This window comes from Citrobacter sp. CK195 (assembly GCF_030333365.1).
GTDB lineage: Bacteria > Pseudomonadota > Gammaproteobacteria > Enterobacterales > Enterobacteriaceae > Citrobacter_B > Citrobacter_B koseri.
This window is the reverse complement of record NZ_JAOWGB010000023.1, coordinates 477,483-492,841: the sequence shown is the minus strand read 5'-3', so window position 1 is coordinate 492,841 and position 15,359 is coordinate 477,483. Positions and strand designations below refer to the sequence as shown.

The 15,359-nt window shown below is 54.6% G+C and carries 16 protein-coding genes and 1 pseudogene; 10 read left to right on the top strand and 7 right to left on the bottom strand.

Going from position 1 to position 15,359, the window contains the following annotated elements:
* Both OGX93_RS10945 and OGX93_RS10940 read left to right on the top strand, forming a co-directional pair.
* A complete protein-coding gene (locus OGX93_RS10945; protein WP_112002410.1) occupies positions 1-861 on the top strand; it encodes an efflux RND transporter periplasmic adaptor subunit in 861 nt (286 codons plus the stop codon).
* Positions 861-2,901 (top strand): annotated as a pseudogene (locus OGX93_RS10940) (FUSC family protein). Before OGX93_RS10945 ends, OGX93_RS10940 begins: the two are co-directional and overlap by 1 nt.
* On the opposite strand, the gene sodC reads toward OGX93_RS10940, so the two are convergent.
* From sodC to OGX93_RS10925, 3 genes are all read right to left on the bottom strand, one after another.
* Positions 2,877-3,398 carry a superoxide dismutase [Cu-Zn] SodC gene (sodC, locus tag OGX93_RS10935; RefSeq protein ID WP_012132530.1) on the bottom strand — a complete coding sequence of 174 codons (522 nt, stop codon included), beginning with the start codon at positions 3,396-3,398 and terminating at the stop codon, positions 2,877-2,879. The pseudogene OGX93_RS10940 and the gene sodC sit on opposite strands and share 25 nt — an antisense overlap.
* A 79-nt stretch (positions 3,399-3,477) precedes the next feature.
* Positions 3,478-4,374, bottom strand: a complete 897-nt coding sequence (locus tag OGX93_RS10930; protein WP_012132531.1) for an aldo/keto reductase — start codon at positions 4,372-4,374, stop codon at positions 3,478-3,480.
* A gap of 49 nt (positions 4,375-4,423) precedes the next feature.
* Positions 4,424-4,663, bottom strand: a complete 240-nt coding sequence (locus OGX93_RS10925; protein WP_012132532.1) for a DUF1289 domain-containing protein — start codon at positions 4,661-4,663, stop codon at positions 4,424-4,426.
* Positions 4,664-4,764: 101 nt separating this feature from the next.
* Between OGX93_RS10925 and OGX93_RS10920 the strand changes: the two genes are divergently transcribed.
* From OGX93_RS10920 to rnt, 4 genes are all read left to right on the top strand, one after another.
* Positions 4,765-5,364 carry a TetR/AcrR family transcriptional regulator gene (locus OGX93_RS10920; RefSeq protein WP_047457263.1) on the top strand — a complete coding sequence of 200 codons (600 nt, stop codon included), beginning with the start codon at positions 4,765-4,767 and terminating at the stop codon, positions 5,362-5,364.
* Positions 5,365-5,422: 58 nt separating this feature from the next.
* Entirely contained in the window at positions 5,423-6,520 is a 1,098-nt protein-coding gene (locus OGX93_RS10915; protein ID WP_049008642.1) for an alkene reductase, read from the top strand.
* Between the two features lie 88 nt (positions 6,521-6,608).
* Positions 6,609-7,016, top strand: a complete 408-nt coding sequence (gloA, locus tag OGX93_RS10910) for a lactoylglutathione lyase (RefSeq protein WP_024130371.1) — start codon at positions 6,609-6,611, stop codon at positions 7,014-7,016.
* Between the two features lie 102 nt (positions 7,017-7,118).
* Complete coding sequence (rnt, locus tag OGX93_RS10905; RefSeq protein WP_286449609.1) at positions 7,119-7,766, top strand: ribonuclease T; 648 nt, start codon at positions 7,119-7,121, stop codon at positions 7,764-7,766.
* A 110-nt stretch (positions 7,767-7,876) separates the two neighbouring features.
* Here the strand turns inward: rnt and grxD are convergent, their stop codons facing one another.
* Positions 7,877-8,224: a monothiol glutaredoxin 4 gene (grxD, locus tag OGX93_RS10900; protein ID WP_003832760.1), complete on the bottom strand. Its 348-nt coding sequence runs from the start codon at positions 8,222-8,224 to the stop codon at positions 7,877-7,879.
* 337 nt (positions 8,225-8,561) lie between these two features.
* Here grxD and OGX93_RS10895 point away from each other — a divergent pair, with 337 nt between their 5' ends.
* Together OGX93_RS10895 and sodB are read left to right on the top strand one after the other, a co-directional pair.
* Entirely contained in the window at positions 8,562-9,374 is an 813-nt protein-coding gene (locus OGX93_RS10895) for a C40 family peptidase (protein ID WP_286449610.1), read from the top strand.
* Positions 9,375-9,499: 125 nt separating this feature from the next.
* Entirely contained in the window at positions 9,500-10,081 is a 582-nt protein-coding gene (sodB, locus tag OGX93_RS10890; protein ID WP_286449611.1) for a superoxide dismutase [Fe], read from the top strand.
* Positions 10,082-10,127: 46 nt separating this feature from the next.
* Here sodB and OGX93_RS10885 read toward each other — a convergent pair whose 3' ends face one another.
* Complete coding sequence (locus tag OGX93_RS10885) at positions 10,128-11,294, bottom strand: MFS transporter (RefSeq protein ID WP_071258165.1); 1,167 nt, start codon at positions 11,292-11,294, stop codon at positions 10,128-10,130.
* Between the two features lie 174 nt (positions 11,295-11,468).
* Entirely contained in the window at positions 11,469-11,558 is a 90-nt protein-coding gene (gene cydH / locus OGX93_RS10880) for a cytochrome bd-I accessory subunit CydH (RefSeq protein ID WP_096753851.1), read from the bottom strand.
* A gap of 297 nt (positions 11,559-11,855) precedes the next feature.
* Here cydH and purR point away from each other — a divergent pair, with 297 nt between their 5' ends.
* Positions 11,856-12,881 carry an HTH-type transcriptional repressor PurR gene (gene purR, locus OGX93_RS10875; RefSeq protein WP_012132544.1) on the top strand — a complete coding sequence of 342 codons (1,026 nt, stop codon included), beginning with the start codon at positions 11,856-11,858 and terminating at the stop codon, positions 12,879-12,881.
* On the opposite strand, the gene punR is transcribed toward purR, so the two are convergent.
* A complete protein-coding gene (punR, locus tag OGX93_RS10870; protein WP_012132545.1) occupies positions 12,878-13,810 on the bottom strand; it encodes a DNA-binding transcriptional activator PunR in 933 nt (310 codons plus the stop codon). The two genes, purR and punR, sit on opposite strands and share 4 nt — an antisense overlap.
* A 112-nt stretch (positions 13,811-13,922) precedes the next feature.
* Between punR and punC the strand changes: the two genes are divergently transcribed.
* Positions 13,923-15,128: a purine nucleoside transporter PunC gene (gene punC, locus OGX93_RS10865; protein ID WP_286449612.1), complete on the top strand. Its 1,206-nt coding sequence runs from the start codon at positions 13,923-13,925 to the stop codon at positions 15,126-15,128.
* The last annotated feature ends 231 nt before the right edge of the window (positions 15,129-15,359 follow it).

Below are 15,359 nucleotides of genomic sequence, written 5' to 3'. Positions count from 1 at the left end.
ATGTCGCTTAAAACAATGAAATACTTTTCAACGATTGTGGTTGCGGCCATCGCGGTTCTGGCCGGTTGGTGGCTATGGAATTACTACATGCAATCTCCGTGGACGCGCGACGGTAAAGTACGGGCGGAACAGGTGAGCATTACGCCTCAGGTCTCCGGCAGCATCACCGAACTCAATATAAAAGATAACCAGTTCGTGAATGCAGGCGATCTGCTCTTTTCTATCGATAAGACCCCTTTTCACATCGCTGAGCTTAATGCGCAGGCAGAACTGGCTAAAGCCCGCTCCGATTTAGCGAAAGCCAATAATGAAGCCAACCGTCGTCGCCATTTATCACAAAATTACATCTCTGCCGAAGATATGGACACCGCAAACCTGAACGTTAAAGCGATGCAGGCCAGCGTCGAAGCGGCGGAAGCGTCATTAAAACAGGCGCAATGGCAATTAGCCCAGACCGACGTTCGCGCGCCGGTCGCGGGCTGGGTGACAAACCTCTCAACGCGCACGGGGGATTACGCCTCTACCGGCCAACCGCTGTTTGCGCTGGTCGACAGCCACTCGTTCTACGTCATGGGATATTTCGAAGAGACGAAACTGCGCCATATTCGCGAAGGCGCTCCGGCGCAGATCACCCTCTACAGCGGCAACGTGAAGTTACAGGGTCACGTTGCCAGTATTGGCCGGGCGATTTATGATCAAAGCGTGGAGAGCGATTCCGGCCTGGTCCCTGACATTAAACCTAACGTTCCCTGGGTTCGTCTGGCGCAGCGCGTGCCGGTGCGTATCGAATTTGATGCGTTACCCCATGATGTCACGCTGGTTTCGGGCACAACATGCAGCGTGGCTATCGGTCAGCGCTAATGAAGCTCCCTCACCTGACCTGGCGCGATACGCCCTGGTTCAAGGCAACCTCTGGGCAATGGCGCTATGCATTGCGCAATACCCTCGCCATGTGCCTGGCGCTGACGTTCGCCTACTACATCAACCTGGATGAGCCATACTGGGCGATGACCTCTGCCGCCGTGGTAAGTTTTCCGACGGTAGGCGGCGTGATCAGTAAAAGTCTGGGGCGTATTGCCGGGAGTTTACTTGGCGCCACCGCCGCGCTCATCATCGCAGGTCACACGCTAAACGAACCCTGGCTCTTTTTATTAAGCATGGCGGCCTGGATTGGCTTTTGCACCTGGGCCTGCGCCCATTTCACCAATAACGTCGCCTACGCCTTCCAGCTGGCGGGTTACACGGCCGCCATCATTGCCTTTCCCATGGTCAACATCATCGAGGTCACACAGTTGTGGGATATCGCCCAGGCCAGGGTCTGCGAGGTGATCGTCGGTATTCTTTGCGGCGGCATGATGATGATGATCCTGCCCAGCACCTCTGACGGCACGGCGCTGTTGACCGCGCTGAAAAATATGCACGCACGGCTGCTGGAGCACGCCAGCCTGCTCTGGCAGCCGGAAACCACCGATGCGATACGTTCCGCCCATGAAGGGGTTATCGGCCAAATTTTGACGATGAACCTGCTGCGCATTCAGGCATTCTGGAGTCACTACCGTTTTCGTCGCCAGAACGCGCTGCTTAACGCTCTGCTACATCAGCAGCTTCGCCTGACCAGCGTCATTTCCAGCCTCCGCAGGATGTTGTTGAACTGGCCCAACCCGCCGGAGCAGACCCGCGATGTGATTGAACAACTGCTGGCCGCGCTGGCTAATCCGCATACCGACAGTTATACCGTCGCGCGCATTATTGCCCCGCTACATCCGAAAAACCGACAGGATTACCGCCACGTCGCCTTCTGGCAGCGATTGCGCTATTTCTGCCAGCTCTACTTACACAACAGCCATCAGCTACGGTTGCTGGAAAACGGCGCCGCAGTCGATGAGATCAAAGTAACGCGCAGCCCCGGTCTGGCCCGCCATACGGACAACGCCGAAGCGATATGGAGCGGATTGCGCACATTTACCACCCTCATGGTGATTGGCGCGTGGAGTATCGGTTCACAATGGGAATCCGGTTCAGGGGCATTAACGCTGGCGGCCATCAGTTGCGTGCTCTATTCCGCCGTCGCCACGCCGTTTAAATCACTCTCTTTATTGATGCGCACGCTGATTCTGCTCTCGTTGTTCAGCTTCGTCGTCAAATTCGGTTTGATGGTGCAGATAACCGATCTCTGGCAGTTTTTGCTGTTTCTATTTCCTTTGCTGGCCACGATGCAACTGCTGAAGCTGCAAATGCCGAAACTCGCCGGACTTTGGGGGCAGTTGATCGTTTTTATGGGATCGTTTATCGCCGTCACCAATCCCCCCGTGTATAACTTTGCTGATTTTCTTAATGACAATACGGCTAAAATTGCCGGGGTCGCGCTGTCGTGGCTGGCCTTTGCGATCCTGCGTCCGGGTTCGGATGCCCGCAAAAGCCGTCGCCATATCCGCGCATTGCGCAGAGATTTTGTCGATCAGCTCAGTCGTCATCCATCGCACAGCGAGAATGAGTTTGAATCGCTGACCTATCATCACGTCAGTCAACTCAGCAATAGCCAGGATGCACTGGCGCGACGCTGGCTGTTACGCTGGGGAGTGGTACTGCTGAATTGTTCACATGTGGTGTGGCAACTGCGTGCCTGGGAAACCCGCTCCGACCCGCTTTCGCGCGTCCGGGATATCTGTATTGCCTTGTTGCGCGACGTGATGAGCGAGCGCGGCGTACAGCAACGACCGCTGGCGGCCACGCTCCAGGAGCTACAGCGTATTTGCAACACGCTGTCGCATCATCATCAACCTGCGGCTCAGGAACTGGCGGCGCTCATCTGGCGATTACACTGCTCGCTGTCGCAGCTTGAGCAAGCGCCGCCGCAGGGTTCACTGACGTCCTGACTATTTGATGACGCCGCAGGCGTAACGCTCGCCACCACCGCCAAGCGGTTTCGGCTGATCGGACATGTTATCGCCGCCGACGTGGATCATCAGCGCTTTATCTTTGATTTCATCAAGAGATTTCAGGCGCGGCGCAGTAACAGGCGTGGTGGCTATCCCGTCATTATTGACCACCAGCACGGGAAGATCGCCCATATGCCCGGCGCCTTCCGGCCCCTCGTGCTTCCCGGTATTGTGCGGGTCGAAATGCCCGCCCGCCGCCTCTGCCGCCGAGGCTTTACCCTCTTTAATCGCAGGCTGGCAACTGCCGTTAGCATGGATATGAAAACCATGTTCACCCGGCGGCAGCGCTTTCAGGTCGGGAGTAAACTCCAGCCCTTTATCCGTTTCGGCAATGGTTACGCTGCCAATCGACTGCCCGACGCCTTGCGAAGTCACCAGATTCATCGTCACTTCTTCACTGGCGGCCTGTGCGCCCGCACAGGCCAGCAGGGTTAACATTGCCAGACTCAAACGCTTCATAAGACCTCCGTCAAATGTGTTTACCCGGTTAAGTGTAAACCAGTGACACAATTTTGAACGGAAAGCCGAAAATGCAGCATTATGGTACGTCGTAACCTAACGCCGCTTTGCGGATACGGAACCATTGCTGACGCGACATCGTCAGAGACTCCGCCTCAATCGCTGCGCGTACGCGCTCAATTTTACCGGAGCCGATAATCGGCAACGGCTGAGACGGCAGACGTAAAATCCACGCATATACCACCTGCTCTATCGTGGTCGCGTTCAGCTCTTCCGCGATCGCGGCAAGTTCGTTGCGCAGCGGCGCGAATTCATCATCATTAAACAGACGACCGCCGCCAAGACAGGACCACGCCATCGGTCGAATACGCAGTTGCTGTAGCTGATCCAGCGTGCCGTCCAGTAGCAGCGGCTGATGAACCGGTGAAATCTCAACCTGGTTCGTGGCAAGGGTAAACGGCAGACGCGATTGCAGCAGCGTAAACTGGGCCGGGGTAAAGTTAGAGACGCCAAAGTGGCGCACTTTTCCGCTCTGGTGGAGATGCTGGAATGCTTCCGCGACGTCGTCCGCATCCATTAGCGGGTCGGGACGATGGATGAGCAGCAGATCAAGACGGTCGGTCGCCAGATTTTTCAGGGACTGTTCAGCGCTGGCGACAATGTGGTCGCGGTCAGTGATGTAATGGCCGAGTACATTTTCAGCCCGGGCGGTCGTGGCGATACCACACTTCGTTACGATCTGCATCCGCTCACGCAGGTGCGGCGCCAGTTTCAACGCTTCGCCAAACGCGGCCTCACATTGATAACCGCCGTAGATATCCGCATGGTCAACGGTCGTGACGCCCAGATCAAGATGCTCTTCAATAAAGCTGACCAGCTGACGCGCAGACATATTCCAGTCCATCAGACGCCAGTAACCCATCACGAAGCGCGAAAATTCCGGGCCTTGCGGGGCAATAGTGATACGCTGAACCATAACCGCTTCCTCATATATAGATGTTTAGCGAGTATACGCAATTACGGTTTCAAAAGAGTGAGGGTTGTTGAGGTTCTTCCTGCGGGTTCGGTTTGTTTGCGCGTAATTTGCGCATAAGACGCTGACGACAAAGCCGCAACACGTCCTGCTTCTCGGCGTCGCTCATTTTTTGCCAGTTGAAACGTTCATCCCGACTGCGCAGACAGCCGCGACAAAATCCGCGCTCATCCGACTGACAGATCCCCCGGCACGGGCTTGGGACGGGAAAAAACTCTAACTGCTCGGCCACACTCTCTCCTCAACGAAAGCACTTATGCTTATTGAAGACGCTAACTGGCTTTCTGGCAACCTGACTTGCATTAGACCGATTGGTCTATTACACTCTGCGGCATGAACAAACAGACTGAACATGATACCCGCGAACATCTTCTGGCTACCGGCGAGCAGCTTTGTATGCAGCGTGGCTTCACCGGAATGGGATTGAGCGAGCTGCTCAAAACCGCCGAAGTGCCGAAGGGGTCGTTTTATCACTATTTTCGTTCCAAAGAAGCGTTTGGCGTCGCCATGCTGGAACGGCATTACGCCGGATATCATCAGCGGCTGGCAACGCATTTTGACGCCGGTGCGGGCAACTACCGTGACCGCATTCTGGCTTACTATCAGGAAACCCTGAATCAGTTTTGCCAGCAAGGCACTATCAGCGGCTGTTTGACCGTAAAGCTGTCCGCCGAAGTGTGCGATCTCTCAGAAGATATGCGCACTGCGATGGACAAAGGCGCGCGGCATATTATTACGCTGTTAGCGCAAGCGCTGGAAAAAGGACGCGAAGCCCGCTGTCTCTCTTTTGCTGGCGAGCCGCTGCAACAGGCGCAGATCCTGTATGCGCTGTGGTTAGGCGCGAATCTGCACGCCAAAATTTCTCGCAGTGCCGCCCCGCTTGAAAGCGCGCTGGCACATGTAAAAACGATTATCGCAACGCCTGCGGCTTAACGGGCGTTTTTATTTTCCTTATCACTAGACGACCGGTCTACTTATACCAGGAGCCATTATGTCATCTGAGAAACTGTTTACCCCGCTGAAAGTGGGCGCAATTACGGCAGCAAACCGTGTGTTCATGGCCCCTCTGACGCGTTTGCGCAGCATTGAACCGGGCGATATCCCCACCCCGTTAATGGCCGAGTATTATCGTCAACGCGCCAGCGCCGGGCTAATCATCAGTGAAGCGACGCAGATCTCCGCACAGGCGAAAGGCTATGCGGGCGCGCCGGGTCTGCACAGCGCGGAGCAGATCGAGGCATGGAAAAAAATTACCGCTGGCGTTCATGCCGAACAGGGGCACATTGCTGTTCAACTCTGGCATACCGGTCGAATTTCTCATTCCAGCCTGCAACCCGGTGGCCAACCCCCTGTCTCCGCGTCTGCGATCGGCGCTGGCACCCGTACCTCGCTGCGCGATGAAAACGGCCAGGCCATTCGTGTCGACACCTCAATGCCGCGCGCGCTGGAAACCGACGAGATCCCAGGCATCGTCAACGATTTCCGTCAGGCTATCGCCAATGCGCGTGAAGCCGGTTTCGACCTGGTAGAACTGCATTCCGCCCACGGCTATCTGCTGCACCAGTTCCTTTCCCCGACGTCAAACCATCGTACTGACCAGTACGGCGGTAGCGTTGAGAACCGCGCGCGTCTGGTGCTGGAAGTCGTCGATGCCGGTATTCAGGAATGGGGGGCAGATCGAATTGGTATTCGTGTTTCCCCTATCGGCACATTCCAGAATGTCGACAATGGCCCGAATGAAGAAGCCGATGCGCTCTATCTGATTGAGGAACTGGGTAAACGCGGCATTGCCTATCTGCACATGTCCGAACCTGACTGGGCTGGCGGCGAACCGTATACTGACGCCTTCCGTGAGAAAGTTCGCGCCCGCTTCCACGGCCCAATCATTGGCGCGGGCGCCTATACGCCGGAAAAAGCGGAAGACCTGCTCAATAAGGGCCTGATCGACGCCGTCGCGTTTGGCCGGGCGTATATTGCTAACCCGGACCTGGTGGCTCGTCTGCAACGCAAAGCAGAACTGAATCCACAACGCGCAGAAAGCTTCTACGGCGGCGGCGCTGAAGGTTACACGGACTATCCTACCCTGTAATCCTGCGTTGGTAGCGGCGTAAAAACGCCGCTATACTAGAACAACATTTTGAATGTATTGACCATTCAGCACTTTTGAGGGGAAAAAGATGCGTTTACTTCATACCATGCTGCGTGTTGGCGACTTGCAGCGTTCCATCGAATTCTACACCAACGTACTGGGCATGAAGCTGCTGCGCACCAGCGAAAACCCGGAATACAAATACTCTCTGGCATTCGTGGGTTACGGCCCGGAAAGCGAAGAAGCGGTGATCGAGTTAACTTACAACTGGGGCGTTGATAAGTACGAGCTGGGCACGGCCTATGGCCATATCGCCCTGAGCGTCGACAATGCTGCCGAAGCCTGCGAGCGCATTCGCCAGAACGGCGGTAACGTCACGCGTGAAGCGGGTCCGGTAAAAGGCGGCTCCACCGTCATCGCGTTTGTTGAAGATCCTGATGGCTACAAAATTGAGCTGATTGAAGCCAAAGACGCCGGTCGCGGTCTGGGCAACTAATCTCCCGCCGGGCGCAGACTCTCTGTGCCCGTTGTTTTACTGCATCTCAGCGTAAAATTTGCCATAATGCGCGCTGCAATTTTTCCGTATTAAGAGACCCAGATGTCCGATAACGCTCAACTTTCCGGTCTGTGCGACCGTTTTCGTGGTTTTTATCCTGTCGTCATTGATGTCGAAACGGCGGGATTCAATGCCAAAACCGATGCGCTGCTTGAGGTTGCCGCCATCACGCTGAAAATGGATGAACAAGGCTGGCTGATGCCGGACACGACGCTGCATTTCCATGTTGAGCCGTTCGAAGGCGCAAACTTACAGCCCGAAGCGCTTGCCTTTAACGGAATCGATCCTTCTAACCCGCTGCGCGGCGCGGTCAGCGAGTACGATGCGCTGCATGCTATTTTCAAAATGGTGCGCAAGGGAATTAAAGACAGCGGTTGCAATCGTGCAATCATGGTGGCCCATAACGCCACGTTCGATCACAGTTTTATGATGGCCGCCGCTGAGCGCGCTTCGCTGAAACGTAACCCCTTCCACCCCTTCGTGACCTTTGACACTGCGGCCCTGAGCGGCCTGGCGCTGGGACAGACCGTGCTGTCAAAAGCGTGTCTGGCGGCGGGAATGGCGTTTGATGGAACGCAGGCGCACTCTGCGCTATACGACACCGAACGAACGGCCATTCTGTTTTGCGAAATCGTTAACCGCTGGAAGCGTCTTGGCGGCTGGCCGTTGCCGGTACCAGAAGAGGCATAATCGTGTCGGGTGGCGGTGCCCGCGCGTCCTGATAAGCGATGCGCCATCAGGCAAGCGCGTTTTCAGCAAAAAAAAAGCGACCAGATGGTCGCTTTTTTATTTCGGCTGAATTACTCAGCGTCAGGCTCTTCGGTTTTGTATTTTGCCGCAGTCTCTTTGATCAACTGCTGCAACTCACCGCGCTGGTACATTTCAATTAAGATATCGCAGCCGCCAACCAGCTCACCGTCCACCCACAGTTGCGGGAAGGTCGGCCAGTTTGCATATTTCGGCAGCTCGGCGCGGATGTCCGGGTTTTGCAGAATATCGACATAGGCAAAACGTTCACCACAGGCAGAAAGCGCCTGAACAGCCTGCGCGGAAAAACCGCAGCTTGGCAGTTTTGGAGAGCCTTTCATGTACAGGAGAATCGGGTTTTCAGCGATCTGGCGCTGGATTTTTTCGATAGTGGTGCTCATTGTCTTGCTTCCTTAAACTTCTTTACGGCAGTAGTCTGACATTGTAGCGGGTCAGGCTGGCAACGGAAAATAACATTTTCATCACGCTTTACTATTTTATCGTCTGAAGCCTGAAGTTGCATTCTAAATATCCCTTATCCACTTAAACAGTATGGAATTGTTTATCTGTTGACCCGTTTCCGCTTTTGTTGCTGCTTTTTTTTGCACTCAATAACGAAACGCGATTTTAGATGACAAAAGCTATTAACTTCCGGGGATTTTATAGATTAGAATCGATGCGTTTTGTAAATCATACGCAGGCATGAATTCGACCTGCCCTTAACCAGAGGATTGCTCAGTGGCGCGGATAAACCGGATCTCGATCACGCTCTGTGCTTTGCTTTTTACCACGCTCCCTTTTACGTCAATGGCGCATGCTTCCCGGCAAGCCAGGGCGACGCCTGCCGCGCATGTCACGAAAACGGCAGATAAGCAGAAGAACACCGCGACCAGCAAGAAAAAAACGAAGACTGCAAAAAAAGCCGTGAGTAAAACCCAAAGTAAAACGGCCTCCACATCGAAAAAACGCATTGCCTCCCCTGCGAAAACCACCAAAATCGCAAGCCGTCGTAGCAAACCCGCCACCACACAAACCGCCGCCGTAACCTGGACGGAAAAATGTACGCCGCGCAAGGGTCGTAAGCCGCATTGTGTCAAAGTAAAAGGCGCCCCGCTTGCCATTGCCGATGCGCATAAAGCGAAAATGCAGAAAGCCACCAACACGGCGATGAATAAATTAATGAATCAGATTGGCAAACCGTATCGTTGGGGCGGAACGTCTCCACGAACCGGTTTTGATTGCAGCGGTCTGGTTTATTACGCGTATAAGGATCTGGTGAAATTCCGCATCCCGCGTACTGCAAATGAAATGTATCATTTGCGCGATGCCGCGCCGATTGAACGTGGCGAACTGAAAAATGGCGATCTCGTGTTCTTCCGTACTCAGGGTCGCGGTACCGCCGATCACGTTGGCGTTTACGTTGGCAACGGCAAATTTATTCAGTCTCCGCGCAGCGGTCAGGAAATACAGATTACCTCTCTTAGCGAAGATTACTGGCAGCGCCATTACGTGGGCGCACGCCGGGTCATGACGCCGAAAACCATTCGATAAAACGTTACCCTGTAGTATGACTACAGGGTAAGTTCTTCTTTTGTATCACCTTTCAATTTGCTACCCTATCCTTACGTACAATAAGGTTATTGTGCGCACCTAATATAAATATAAGGAGAGAAGCAATGTCGTTTGAATTACCTGCATTACCGTATGCCAAAGATGCTCTTGCACCGCACATTTCTGCTGAGACGCTGGAATATCATTACGGCAAACATCATCAGACCTATGTGACCAACCTTAACAACCTGATCAAAGGCACGCCGTTTGAGGGGAAATCACTGGAAGAGATCGTTCGCGGCGCTGAAGGCGGCGTCTTCAATAACGCGGCCCAGGTCTGGAACCACACCTTCTACTGGAACTGCCTGGCACCTGATGCTGGCGGCGAACCAACGGGTAAACTGGCTGACGCCATTGTCGCGTCCTTCGGCAGCGTTGCCGATTTCAAAGCGCAGTTCACCGACGCCGCAATTAAGAACTTCGGTTCCGGCTGGACCTGGCTGGTGAAAGGGACGGATGGGAAACTGGCTATCGTCTCTACGTCGAATGCCGGTACGCCGCTGACCACCGACGCCACGCCGTTGATGACCGTTGATGTGTGGGAACATGCCTACTATATCGACTACCGCAATGCCCGTCCTGGCTACCTGGAGCACTTCTGGGCGCTGGTAAACTGGGACTTTGTGGCGAAAAACTTCGCGGCATAAAGAGAATAACGCAGAAGGGAGTCCCTTCTGCGTTTTAATGCTGCGCTTAGCTCGCCACGCAAACGTCTTCAGGCTGTCTGCGCGCAGAGACAAAGACCAGCAACAGCGCAAGCCCTGCCACAATCGCCCCCATCACCGGTACGAAACTGTAGCCCAAACCACCGGAAATCACTGCGCCCCCCGCCGCTGCGCCAAGCGCATTACCGAGATTAAAGGCACCGATATTGACCGATGAAGAGAGACCTGGCGCTTCGCTGGCAACCCGCATGACGCGCATTTGTAAAGGCGGAACCACCGCGAACGTCGCCGCCCCCCATACCACCATGCTGATAGCGGCGCCCACTTCATTGCGCGCCAGGAACGGGATCGCCAGCATAATCACCATCAGCAGCAGCAAAAATCCTTTCAGGGTGCCGTTAACCGAACGATCCGCCAGTTTTCCCCCCAGGTAGTTGCCGATAGAAAAGCCAACGCCAATCAGTACCAGCATACCGGTAACGAAGGCAGGCGTTGCATGCGTAATGCTGTGCAGCACCGGGGCGATATAGGTATAGAGCGTAAACATCGCGCCTGCGCCCAGAACGGTGGTCAGTAATGCCGATAACACCTGTGGTCGCAACAGCACCGCCAGCTCTTTGCGCACCTCAGGGCGCTCTCCCGCACCGCCTTTCGGCAACGAGAAAAAGAGGCTAATCATTGAAATTACACCCAGCCCCGCCGTCGCCATGAAGGACATACGCCAGCCAATGGTTTCCCCCAGCCAGGTCGCCGCAGGAACACCACCAATATTGGCGATCGTCAGCCCCATAAACATGGTGGCGACCGCACTGGCCTGTTTATGTTTGGGTACGACGCTGGCCGCCACCACCGACCCCAGACCGAAGAAAGCGCCGTGATTCAGGCTGGTCAGAATCCGCGACAGCATCAATGTAGTGTAATCCGGCGAGATGGCCGACAGCACATTTCCGAGGGTAAAAATCGCCATCAAAAAAATAAGCGCATTACGACGTGCGCGATGGGAAAGCAGCAGCGTCATCAACGGCGCGCCGACCATCACACCAACGGCATACGCGCTGATTAGCATTCCGGCCGCAGGAATCGAGACATCCACGCCGCGAGCGATAACGGGCAACAAGCCCATCGGAGAGAACTCGGTGGTTCCAATACCAAATGCGCCAATTGCCAGCGCCAGTAAGGGATAATTTATTTTCATACATCGACTCCGCAGCTTCGTGCCGTCACGGGGCACGCAAAAGAGTCAAAAGCATGACATCAATCACAAAACTAATAAAGTAAGCAAAATAGCAAAAGACTTTTACGATTTGGTTAAAAATGAGGAAGAAGAGAGAGGAAAGACAGAGGGAGAATGCTCTCCCTCAGAGGTAAATCAGTTCAGTGCGGCAGTCAGACCGCCCGCGACAATCAGGCCCAGCACAATAATGGTGGTCACTAACGAAAATTTCAGATCGGTGCTCATCAAGTTTTCTCCTTTTTATTCCCACACAAAAAGTGATATTGCGCATTTTTACACACTTGAATGCAAAAATCTCCCATGATTTATATTGATAAGCGCTTTTAACTCTTCCCCTTTTCGTCAAGATCAGACAAAATTCCACGCTTACTTGATTAGCGTACCGGCCATTGCCTCCTTCCTGATGTTCCGTGTCGTTTTCCCGGCGTGCCGCAACCCTGACGTTGCGATCAAGGTGTGTAAAGGCAAACGTTTACTTACAGTATTTTCAGGAGTTCAGGATATGGTCTGGAGTGAGATGTAATGGCAACAATTAAAGATGTGGCGAAGCGAGCAAACGTTTCCACTACAACCGTATCACACGTAATTAACAAAACGCGCTTCGTTGCGGAAGAGACGCGCAACGCGGTATGGGCAGCCATTAAAGAGCTGCACTACTCTCCCAGCGCGGTTGCTCGCAGCCTGAAGGTTAACCACACCAAATCGATTGGTTTGCTGGCGACCAGCAGCGAAGCCGCCTATTTTGCTGAAATTATCGAAGCCGTTGAAAAGAACTGTTTCCAGAAAGGATATACGCTGATTCTGGGCAACGCCTGGAACAACCTGGAAAAACAGCGCGCGTACCTCTCCATGATGGCGCAAAAACGCGTGGATGGCCTGCTGGTCATGTGTTCCGAATACCCTGAGTCCCTGCTCTCTATGCTTGAAGAGTATCGCCATATCCCGATGGTGGTGATGGACTGGGGCGAAGCCAAAGCGGACTTTACCGATACGGTCATTGATAACGCCTTTGCAGGCGGCTATATGGCCGGTCGTTATCTGGTTGAACGCGGCCACCGTGAAATTGGCGTGATCCCCGGCCCGATGGAACGCAACACCGGCGCAGGTCGTCTGGCTGGCTTTATGAAAGCGATGGAAGAAGCGTTGATAAACGTGCCGGAAAACTGGATCGTTCAGGGTGATTTCGAGCCGGAATCAGGCTACCGCGCGATGCAGCAAATGATCTCCCAGTCTCACCGCCCGACGGCCGTATTCTGCGGTGGCGACATTATGGCGATGGGCGCGTTGTGCGCCGCTGACGAGATGGGGCTGCGCGTACCGCAGGATATCTCGGTCATCGGCTACGACAACGTGCGCAACGCGCGTTACTTTACGCCTGCGCTGACGACGATTCACCAGCCGAAAGATTCTCTGGGTGAAACGGCCTTCAATATGCTGCTTGACCGTATCGTCAATAAACGCGAAGAGTCGCAGTCCATTGAGGTGCATCCGCGTCTGATTGAGCGTCGCTCTGTCGCCGATGGCCCGTTCCGCGACTATCGCCGTTAATCCCCTTCTGCGGGAGCCTCTTCCGGCTCCCGTAACCACTCTTTATTCAGCGTTTCGCTGTCGCCCAGATAGTCCAGTAACCAGGCCAGCGCGGGCGACGTGTCATTCTGCTGCCACGTCAGACAGCACGCCGCATCAGGAAACGGATTCTCAAGCTGTAGCGCCACCCATTTCCCGCTGTCGATCCACGGCTTAGCAAAGTGGGTCGGCACCATTCCCACACACAGTCCCGCTGAGAGGCAGGTCGCTGAAGATTCCCAGTCCGGCACCACCACGCGTTTTTGATTATCCAGCAGCCAGGTGATGCGCTTCGGAAGCGTACGCGAGGTATCCTCCCGGACCAGCGACGGCCAGTTGCGCAACGTGTCGTCACTGAGCGGGCCAGCCATTGACGCCAGCGGATGATGGCGGGCGACCACGCAGCTCCAGCTCAGCATCCCCATATCGCGAAAGGTGTAGCGTCCTCCAACCGGAATGGCCTGCGTCGCGCCGATAGCCAGCTCCACGCGCCCGTCCGACAGCGCATCCCAGACGCCGTTAAATACCTCCTGAAAGACCAGCAATTCCACATCATCAAAATGGCGATAAAAATCAACAATCATCTGCCGGGTGCGCTCCGGCTTAACAATATTGTCGACCGCAATCGCCAGTTGCCCCCGCCAACCGTTGGCTATCTGCTGGCACTGCTGCCGGGTGATCTGCATTTTTTTGATAACAGAGCGCCCTTCCTTTAAAAACCATGCCCCGGCGGGGGTCAGTTCAACGTCCCGATGGCGTCGTTCGAAAAGCGGCACCGCCAGCCACTCTTCCAGTTGACGGACGGTGTAGCTCACCGCAGAAGGCACGCGGTGCAACTCCTGCGCCGCAGAACTAAAACTGCCATTACGGGCAACGGCATCAACCACTTCGAGTGAATATTCTGACCACATATTCTACCTGCAAAAATTTTGAATCCAGTAGCCAAATATTAGCGTTTCACAAGCAGAATTTCACTCCCTACACTCAGCGGCAATGTCTTACTTCTGGAAAAGAGAAACAATTATGCAACCCGGAAAAGGTTTTTTAGTCTGGCTGGCGGGTCTCAGCGTGCTGGGCTTTCTAGCAACAGATATGTATCTGCCCGCGTTCGCGGCAATTCAGGCCGACCTGCAAACACCGGCGGCGGCTGTCAGCGCCAGCCTCAGTCTGTTCCTGGCCGGTTTCGCCGTCGCGCAACTGCTGTGGGGGCCGCTGTCAGACCGTTACGGGCGTAAACCCATTTTGCTGCTGGGTCTCTCCATCTTCGCGCTGGGCAGTCTGGGGATGATGTGGGTCGAAAGCGCTACCGGACTGCTGATACTGCGTTTTATTCAGGCGGTGGGGGTTTGTGCCGCTACGGTGATCTGGCAGGCGCTGGTGACGGATTATTATCCAACGCAAAAAATTAATCGCATCTTCGCCACCATTATGCCGCTGGTCGGTTTATCGCCCGCCCTTGCGCCTTTACTCGGCAGTTGGATCCTGACGCATTTTTCCTGGCAGGCCATTTTTGCCACGCTGTTCATCATTACGCTGATATTGATGCTGCCCGCCTTACGCTTAAAGCCAACAACAAAAGCACATAACCACAGCCAGGAAAAACTGACCTTCGCCAACCTGCTGCGTTCACAAACTTATCGCGGCAACGTCCTGATTTACGCCGCCTGCTCCGCCAGCTTTTTTGCCTGGCTGACGGGTTCCCCGTTTATCCTCAGCGAAATGGGCTATAGCCCGGCGGTGATTGGTCTGAGCTATGTACCGCAGACCATCGCGTTCCTGGTGGGCGGTTACGGTTGCCGCGCGGCGCTGCAAAAATGGCAGGGTCAACAGCTGTTGCCCTGGTTACTGGTTCTCTATGCGCTGAGCGTGGTCGCCACCTGGGGCGCCAGCTTCATCAGCCATGTTTCGCTGACGGAGATCCTGATTCCATTCTGTGTGATGGCTATCGCGAACGGCGCGATCTACCCTATCGTGGTCGCCCAGGCGCTGCGCCCCTTCCCGCAAGCGACCGGACGCGCAGCAGCCTTACAGAACACGCTGCAACTGGGTCTGTGTTTCCTGGCAAGCCTGGTCGTTTCGTGGCTGATCAGCACGCCGCTGCTTACCACCACCAGCGTAATGCTGTCGACGGTGGCTCTGGCGGCGCTGGGATACTGGCTGCAACTTCAGGCGCAGGAACCGGCTACGCGCGCAGCAAACACCGAAGTTGCGCACAGCGAATCTCACTAAAAATGTTCAACAACAGGTAATTAGCTCGCTAACAATTTTCGGTTGTATCATCGAATTTTGAGGCCTATACTAAATTTCGGTTGTTAATATTACGATAATTATTATGCGTTAACGGGAACCGGAGCGTTCCCGTTTCACCACGGATGGCCTTTTCGGTAAGGGTTCCTCCCTTCCTCTGTTCTACGTCGGATAATAGACTCGCGGAATTATTCCGTGAGATTTCTCACAAAG